This window comes from Dietzia sp. HMSC21D01, from assembly GCF_001815995.1.
Taxonomy (GTDB): Bacteria; Actinomycetota; Actinomycetes; order Mycobacteriales; family Mycobacteriaceae; genus Dietzia; species Dietzia cinnamea.
Genome location: NZ_KV823866.1, coordinates 1 through 6,950, shown reverse-complemented (window position 1 = coordinate 6,950; position 6,950 = coordinate 1). Strand labels below are relative to the sequence as shown.

Here is a 6,950-nt window from a genome sequence, read left to right as displayed (position 1 = left end):
CGCCGTGCTGCGGGCCCGGTGGCCGTCGTCCGAGGTCCGCTACCCGCCGGCCGATGACCCCGCGGCCGACCCGCACGGGATGTGGTCCGGCCCGCGGCGCTGAGGCCGCGGGCCGGGATGCCGTGGGTACGGCGGATCAGCGGGTGTAGTCGGTGGCCTTCTCGTAGCGGCCCTGCTCGTCCCAGACCCGGCGCAGGAGCTGCTCGAGCTCCCACACGTCGCCCTCGCTGCCGAAGTACTTGCGGTCGATCGTGCCGAGCTTGTCCTCGTTCTCGAGGATCTTGCTCCACAGCCGGGCGCGCTCGACCGGGTCGTCGGTGAAGTCCTTGTTGAGGTACTCCCGCGAGTAACGCTTGAGGTTGCCCAGGACGGTGAGGGCCTTGCCGGCGGGGCTGACCAGCGACGCCACGATGGTCACGACGAGCACCACCACGATCACGCCCAGCGACAGCAGCGTGGGCACCTCGACCACGTCGACGTGCTCGCCACCGTTGATGAACGGCAGGTTGTTCTCGTGCAGGGCGTGCAGCACCAGCTTGACGCCGATGAAGCCCAGGATCGCCGCCAGGCCGTACTTGAGGTAGACCAGCCGGTCGAGCAGGCCCTCCAGCAGGAAGTACAGCTGGCGCAGGCCGAGCAGCGAGAACGTGGTGGCGGTGAAGACGATGAAGACGTTCTGGGTGAGGCCGAAGATTGCGGGGATCGAGTCCAGCGCGAACATGATGTCGGTGCCGCCGATGGCGACCATGACGATCATCATGGGCGTCATGACGCGCTTGCCGTTCTCGACGGTGAACAGCTTGTCGTGGTCGTAGTGATCGGTCGCTGGGATGACCTTCTTGGCGAACCGGACCATGACGTTGTCGACCTCGTCGTCGTCCTCGTCATCCTCGGCCAGCAGGCGGCCGGCGGTGACGATGAGGAACAGGCCGAACACGTAGAACAGCGCGCTGAACTGGTTGAGCAGTGCGGCGCCCACGAAGATGAACGCGGTGCGGGCGATGATCGAGAAGACGATGCCGAACAGCAGCGCCTTCTGCTGACCCGCCTTGGGCACCTTGAAGCTCGTCAACAGCAGGAGGAACACGAACAGGTTGTCCACCGAGAGCGCCTTCTCGGTGAGGTACCCGGCGAAGTACTCGATACCCATGTCCGTGCCGCCGAAGATCCACACGGCGAAGCCGAACAGGACCGCGACGCCCACGTAGAGCGAGGACCAGATGGCCGACTCTTTGATCGTGGGAATGTGCTCCTTGCGCACATGGAAGAAGTAGTCGAACAGGAGGAGTGCGACGATCAGGCCGACTGACAACGACCATGCGAGCGGGGTGGCTCCCAACGGGGTTTCCTTTCCGGGGAGGGCCGGTTGACCGGATCATCCTACCCGCGCGCGGCGGTGTCGACCCCCCGACGGATGCTCGCCGCCCGTCGGCACGGATACGTTCGCGCAGGTGGCGGCGCTACTTGCGGCGTCGGATGAACATTGTGTGTCGCGCCTCGACGACCGTCCTGCCGCGGCTGTCGGTCACGACCGCGGTGTGGACCACGCTGGTGCTGGACCGTGTGGTCAGCTGTTCGCGGATCGAGTCCGCCTCCGCGTGCGGCACCTCGACGACGCACCGGAGTCGGCCGCGGCCGGGGGAGCGGAAGTCGATCGTCGCGCTCTTGGTCCACACCTGGTAGCCGCCGCCCAGTTGCCCGGACAGCAGCGCCCCGTAGAGGACGTCGGTCGCGGCGAACAGCGCGCCGCCGAACGCGGTGCCGTTGGTGTTGGCGGTCCACGGCGCCACGTGCATGTTCAGCTCGCCGCGGGTCCAGTCCGGGGCGACGTGCCGGATGCGGATCCCCGACCCCAGCAGCGGCGGGTAGAGCGAGGCCAGGACGGGGAACGCCCGGGGGCTCGAGGTGTAGCGGTGCAGCAGGGTCTTGGGCACCGACCGATAGTAACTTACCGGGGAGTCAGTTCGGCGCACCCGGCAATCCCACGCAATCTCTGGACACGGGAACAACCTTTGTCTACTTTCAGGGCCACGACCATCGACTACGGGGCCCCTGGCCCTCGGCGGGGAGGCGTGACATGAGGATCATCGTGGATCCGGACCGGTGCGAGGGCCAGGCCGTGTGTGTGGGACTGGCGCCGGCGGTGTTCGCGCTGGATGACGACGACGAGGTGGTGCGCCTGCTGGTCGACGACATCCCCTCCGAGCACGAGAAGCGCGCCCGCAAGGCCGTCGCCAAGTGTCCGATGGCGGCTCTGCGCGAGGCCTGACGAGCGCGGCGCCGCGGCCCCGCGGCTACCGGGCCGGCCAGGCCGAGGGGTCGCGGCCGGTGAGCGCGAGCGCCTCGTCCCGCGCCGACACGTCCGGGCCGTCGAAGCCCGGGACCGCGGGGTCGAACAGCTCCGGGGCCGGGTTCTCGGCGAGGTCCGTCCGCACGAACTCCAACACGGCCCGCTCGAGATCGTCGCCCCAGCGCAGGTCCATGCCCTGCGAGGAGGCGATGTCCCACGCGTGGACGGCCAGGTCGAACACCTGCTGGGCCAGGTAGTGCTTCACGGGCGCGAGCCCGTACGACAGGTGCACCTCTGTGTCCGCGCCGCCGGCGCACGTCCCCCGCCACGCCGCGCCCACCGGCGCCTTCACCGACTCCCAGTCCGCCACCAGTTCCGGCCCCGAGGCGTCGCGCAGGCGACGCAGGCGGTCCTCGAGGTCGTCGGCCACCTCGTCGACCGTGCCGCCGGCGAGCAGGCCAGGCACCCACAGCTGCTCGTCCACCACGTGGGCCAGCACCTCGCGCGTGGTCCAGTCGCTACACGGGGTGGCGGCGTCCCAGTCGGTGACGGCGGGCAGCACCTCGTCGTAGAGGTCGGCGGCGCGGGACTGCAGCGCGATCCAGTCGGTCATGCCCCCATCCTGCCGCATGCCGGCACTCGGGCACCCGGGCCCGGCCCCCCGAATCCGCTACCTTCCCTCGGGATCCGCTACCCCTCAGGGCGTAGCGGATCCGGAGTCGGGGTAGCGGATTCTCGCGGGTCAGGCGCCGGGCTTCTCGAACCGCTCGCCCGCGCCCATGCGCTGCAGGCGCAGCCACTCGCGGAACCCCGCCGGATCACGCCGCGAGACGAGGAAGTACCAGCCGAATCGCACGATCTCCTGCGGGATGAGCCGCCGGTTGCCGGGCTGGGTGAGGACGTAACCGCGGTTGCGGTAGGTGAAGTGCCGCTTGACCGGGTCGTCGGGGAACTGCGTGTGCATGCGGCCGCCGAGGATCGGCTTGAACTCGTCCGAGCCCTGCGGGTGCAGGTACGCGGTGGTCAGGCACGTGCCGAACGGCAGCCCCGAGCGGACCAGGCGCCGGTGCACCTCGACCTCGTCGCCGCGGATGAACAGGCGCAGGTCGGGCACGCCCACGCGGTCCAGGCACTCGGCGGTGAACAGGGCGCCGTTGAACAGCGACGCGATGCCGGGCAGCAGGTCTTCGGTGGTCTCCCCGTCGCCGGCCGCGCCCGCTCCGGTGAACAGCTCCGAGCGCCGACGCCGCCACACCACGCCGCGCCGCAGGGGGAAGGCCAGTCGGTCGGGGTCGGCGAGGTCGCACACCACCGGCGAGACCTCGGCCAGGCCGTGGCGGTCCATGCAGTGCAGCAGCGTGGCCAGGACGTCGGGGCCCTCGGGGCGGCCGTCGTCGTCCGCGCACCACACGAGGTCCGCGCCGGTGGCCAGCGCGTGCAGCATGCCCAGTGCGAAGCCGCCCGCGCCGCCGAGGTTGTGCTTGGAGCCGATGTACGTGGCCTCGACCGGCTGCGACTCGACGAGCTCGCGTACGGCGTGCTCGTCGGCGTTGTCCACCACCACCAGGTGGTCGATCGGGCGGGTCTGGCCGCACACGACGGCCAGGGACTCGCGCAGCTGCTCGAGCCGGCGGTGGGTGACCACGACGGCCACGACCCGGCGGGCGTCGGCCGCTTTTCGGCCCGCGTCTCCCGCGGCGGCCCCGCCCTCAGCTCTCATGACGCATCCTGCCGATGTACTCGCCGATCGAGCGGCCGGCCTCGGGGCCCTCGTAGGCGGTGACGATCTCCTCGATGCTGCCGCGCTGGCGGATGCGACCGTGGTCGATCCACATGGCCGAGTCGCACAGCTGCGCGAGGAACTCATTGGAGTGGGAGGCGAAGACCAGGATGCCCGAGCGGGAGACGAGGTCGGCGAGCTTGACCCGCGCCTTCTTCATGAACTCCGCGTCCACGGCGCCGATGCCCTCGTCGAGCAGAAGGATCTCGGGGTCGATCGAGGTCACCACGCCCATGGCCAGCCGCACGCGCATGCCGGTGGAGTAGGTGCGCAGCGGCATGTCCAGGTAGTCGCCGAGCTCGGTGAAGTCGGCGATCTCGTCGACCTTGGCCTTCATCTGCTTGCGCGTCTGGCCGAGGAACAGTCCGCGGATGATGATGTTCTCGTACCCCGAGATCTCGGGGTCCATGCCCACGCCCAGGTCGAACACGGGCGCCACGCGGCCGCGGATCCGCGCCGCGCCGCGAGTGGGTTCGTAGATGCCGGACAGCAGCCGCAGCAGCGTTGACTTGCCGGCACCGTTGTGCCCGACCAGGCCCACGCGGTCCCCCTCGCGGAGGGAGAGGGTGATGTCCTTGAGGGCCTCGACGACGACGACGTTGGACGCGTTCCGGCCGATCGCGCCCCCCGCGGAGCCGAGGACCGCCTTCTTGAGGGAGCGCGATTTGGCGTCGAAGATCGGGAAATCCACGCACGCGTCCACGCAGTCGATGGACACGCCGCCGGGGGTGGGCGCGACGGAGCTCATGGGATGTACCTCCTACACCCAGTACGGGACTCGGGAGCGGAACCGGCGCAGCGCCACGAACGCCAGGAGCAACCCGACGGCCGTGCAGGCCAGGACGATCCACCAGTGGTAGGCGTCGACGGACTGGCCGAGCATGGGCGCGCGGACGATCTCCAGGTAGTGGTAGAGCGGGTTGATCTCGGCGATGCGGGCGCGGTCGGCGATCTGCCCGCCCTGCTCGTACAGCGTCTGCGTGGTCCACACGATGGGGGTCATGTAGAACAGCAGCTGCACCATCGAGTCCAGCAGAGGGGCGATGTCCCGGAACCGGGTGGCGAGGATGCCGAAAAGCATGGACACCCACACACCGTTGACCATGAGCACCGCCAGCCCCAGCACGGACAGCAGGAGCTCCCAGCCCAGCGGCCGCGGGAAGACCACCATGAGCACCACCCAGATGACCAGGTTGTGGCACAGGAACAGGAACTGCCGCCACACCAGCCGGTAGACGTGCACGCTCAGGGCGCTGGGGAGCTGCTTGATGAGGCCCTCGTTGGCGATGAAGACCTCGGCGCCCTCCTTGATGCAGCCGGAGATGAAGCCCCACATGATGAGGCCCACGGTGACGTGCGGGAGAAAGTCGGCGAGCGGGATCTGGAAGAGGATCGAGTACAGCAGGCCGAGCGCCACGGCCATGACGCCGGTGGCGATGGTGATCCACAGCGGGCCGAGGGTAGAGCGGCGGTAGCGCTGCTTGATGTCCTGCCAGCCCAGGGACAGCCACAGTTCGCGCTGGCTCAGCCCCTGGCGCAGGTCGGCCACGGCCCGGCGGAAGGTGTGGGAGTCGTTGACGATCTCGCCGCGCACGCGCTCGTCGGGGAGCGTCGCCGAGGTCGGATCGGGAAGGGACTGGTCCTGCACGAGGGCTCAGCGTACTAGAGGTCCTGCCGGTGGCAGCCCCGCCGCGAGGGCGCGTAGACAGTAGAGATGACGACCAGTACGCAGATCCAGCTCGCGAGCCGTCCCACCGGATGGCCGACCCACGACAATTTCCGCACGGTCACCGTCGACCTCCCCGAGCTCGCCGAGGGCGAGGTCCGGGTGGCCAACGAGTTCATCTCGGTGGATCCCTACATGCGGGGCCGGATGAACGAGGGACGCTCCTACATCCCGCCGTTCGAGCTCGACGAGACCATGACCGGCGCGGCCGTGGGCCGCGTGGTGGAGTCCCGATCGGACGACCACCCCGTCGGCGCGGTGGTCCTGCACAACGACGGCTGGCGCGACGTCGCCCAGGGCGACGCCCGGCAGTTCCGCGTGGTGCAGGAGATGGACGGGGTGCCGATCTCGGCGTACCTCGGCGTCCTGGGGACCACGGGCCTCAGCGCCTACGTGGGACTGCTGCACATCGGCCGGTTCCAGGCCGGCGAGAGCGTGTTCGTCTCCGGCGCGGCCGGGTCGGTCGGTTCGGCGGTGGGACAGATCGCCAAGCTCATGGGCGCCTCGAAGGTCGTCGGCTCGGCCGGCAGCCCGGAGAAGGTGGCCACCTGCATCGAGCGCTACGGATTCGACGCGGCGATCAACTACAAGGAAGGCCCGGTCCGGAAGCTCCTGCGCGAGCACTTCGGCAGCGAGAACGGCGAGGGGATCGACGTCTACTTCGACAACGTCGGCGGCGATCACCTGGAGGCCGCGCTGGATCTGATGAACGACGGTGGCCGCCTGGCCCTGTGCGGCGCGATCAGCTCGTACAACGACGCCGAGCGCAGGCCCGGCCCGGACAACCTCTGGTACGCCGTCACCCGCGGGCTGACGCTGCAGGGCTTCACGGCGAACAACTACATGCATCTCTTCAAGGAGTTCGCCGAGAAGGTGGGACCGTGGGTGGCCTCAGGCGAGCTGAAGTTCGACGAGACGGTGGTCGAGGGGATCGACAACTCGGTCGACGCGTTCCTCGACCTGATGAAGGGCGCGAACGTGGGCAAGATGCTCGTGAGGATCTGACCCCACCGATCTGACCCACCGATCTGACCCCACCGATCCGGGCCGTCGGCCGATCGACCGTCTGACCCGGGCGGCGGGGCGCCACGGGGGTGCGGCAGGGTTGACGTCATGACGCCGACTCGCCGAGCCGCGCCCGCCGCCCGCCTGAG

At 69.5% G+C, this 6,950-nt stretch carries 8 protein-coding genes; 2 read left to right on the top strand and 6 right to left on the bottom strand.

The window, feature by feature from the left end:
• Positions 1-136: 136 nt before the first annotated feature.
• Both HMPREF3086_RS06820 and HMPREF3086_RS06815 read right to left on the bottom strand, forming a co-directional pair.
• The gene (locus HMPREF3086_RS06820) at positions 137-1,339 is read right to left on the bottom strand and encodes a TerC family protein (RefSeq protein WP_007633392.1); all 1,203 of its coding nucleotides are present in this window, start codon (positions 1,337-1,339) and stop codon (positions 137-139) included.
• A gap of 121 nt (positions 1,340-1,460) precedes the next feature.
• On the bottom strand, positions 1,461-1,934 hold the full coding sequence (locus HMPREF3086_RS06815) for a PaaI family thioesterase (protein ID WP_070720955.1): 474 nt from the start codon (positions 1,932-1,934) through the stop codon (positions 1,461-1,463).
• A 143-nt stretch (positions 1,935-2,077) separates the two neighbouring features.
• Here HMPREF3086_RS06815 and HMPREF3086_RS06810 point away from each other — a divergent pair, with 143 nt between their 5' ends.
• Positions 2,078-2,269, top strand: coding sequence for a ferredoxin (locus tag HMPREF3086_RS06810; RefSeq protein WP_061229493.1), 192 nt, complete (start codon positions 2,078-2,080; stop codon positions 2,267-2,269).
• Between the two features lie 25 nt (positions 2,270-2,294).
• Here HMPREF3086_RS06810 and HMPREF3086_RS06805 read toward each other — a convergent pair whose 3' ends face one another.
• The 4 genes from HMPREF3086_RS06805 to HMPREF3086_RS06790 form a co-directional block, all read right to left on the bottom strand.
• Positions 2,295-2,903, bottom strand: a complete 609-nt coding sequence (locus HMPREF3086_RS06805; RefSeq protein ID WP_070720953.1) for a maleylpyruvate isomerase family mycothiol-dependent enzyme — start codon at positions 2,901-2,903, stop codon at positions 2,295-2,297.
• A 129-nt stretch (positions 2,904-3,032) separates the two neighbouring features.
• Positions 3,033-4,010 carry a galactofuranosyltransferase GlfT1 gene (locus HMPREF3086_RS06800; RefSeq protein WP_061229491.1) on the bottom strand — a complete coding sequence of 326 codons (978 nt, stop codon included), beginning with the start codon at positions 4,008-4,010 and terminating at the stop codon, positions 3,033-3,035.
• Positions 4,000-4,818 (bottom strand): galactan export ABC transporter ATP-binding subunit Wzt/RfbE, encoded by an 819-nt coding sequence (locus HMPREF3086_RS06795; protein WP_061229490.1) that lies wholly within the window; start codon positions 4,816-4,818, stop codon positions 4,000-4,002. Before HMPREF3086_RS06795 ends, HMPREF3086_RS06800 begins: the two co-directional genes overlap by 11 nt.
• A 12-nt stretch (positions 4,819-4,830) precedes the next feature.
• Positions 4,831-5,718, bottom strand: a complete 888-nt coding sequence (locus HMPREF3086_RS06790) for a galactan export ABC transporter permease subunit Wzm/RfbD (protein ID WP_061916228.1) — start codon at positions 5,716-5,718, stop codon at positions 4,831-4,833.
• Between the two features lie 66 nt (positions 5,719-5,784).
• Here HMPREF3086_RS06790 and HMPREF3086_RS06785 point away from each other — a divergent pair, with 66 nt between their 5' ends.
• On the top strand, positions 5,785-6,801 hold the full coding sequence (locus HMPREF3086_RS06785; protein ID WP_070720949.1) for an NADP-dependent oxidoreductase: 1,017 nt from the start codon (positions 5,785-5,787) through the stop codon (positions 6,799-6,801).
• Positions 6,802-6,950: the final 149 nt, after the last annotated feature.

Coding starts and splice junctions, on each gene's coding strand:
- HMPREF3086_RS06810 (WP_061229493.1), top strand. CDS start 2,078: ATGAGGATCATCGTGGATCCGGACCGGTGCGAGGGCCAGGCCGTGTGT.
- HMPREF3086_RS06805 (WP_070720953.1), bottom strand. CDS start 2,903: ATGACCGACTGGATCGCGCTGCAGTCCCGCGCCGCCGACCTCTACGAC.
- HMPREF3086_RS06800 (WP_061229491.1), bottom strand. CDS start 4,010: ATGAGAGCTGAGGGCGGGGCCGCCGCGGGAGACGCGGGCCGAAAAGCG.
- HMPREF3086_RS06795 (WP_061229490.1), bottom strand. CDS start 4,818: ATGAGCTCCGTCGCGCCCACCCCCGGCGGCGTGTCCATCGACTGCGTG.
- HMPREF3086_RS06785 (WP_070720949.1), top strand. CDS start 5,785: ATGACGACCAGTACGCAGATCCAGCTCGCGAGCCGTCCCACCGGATGG.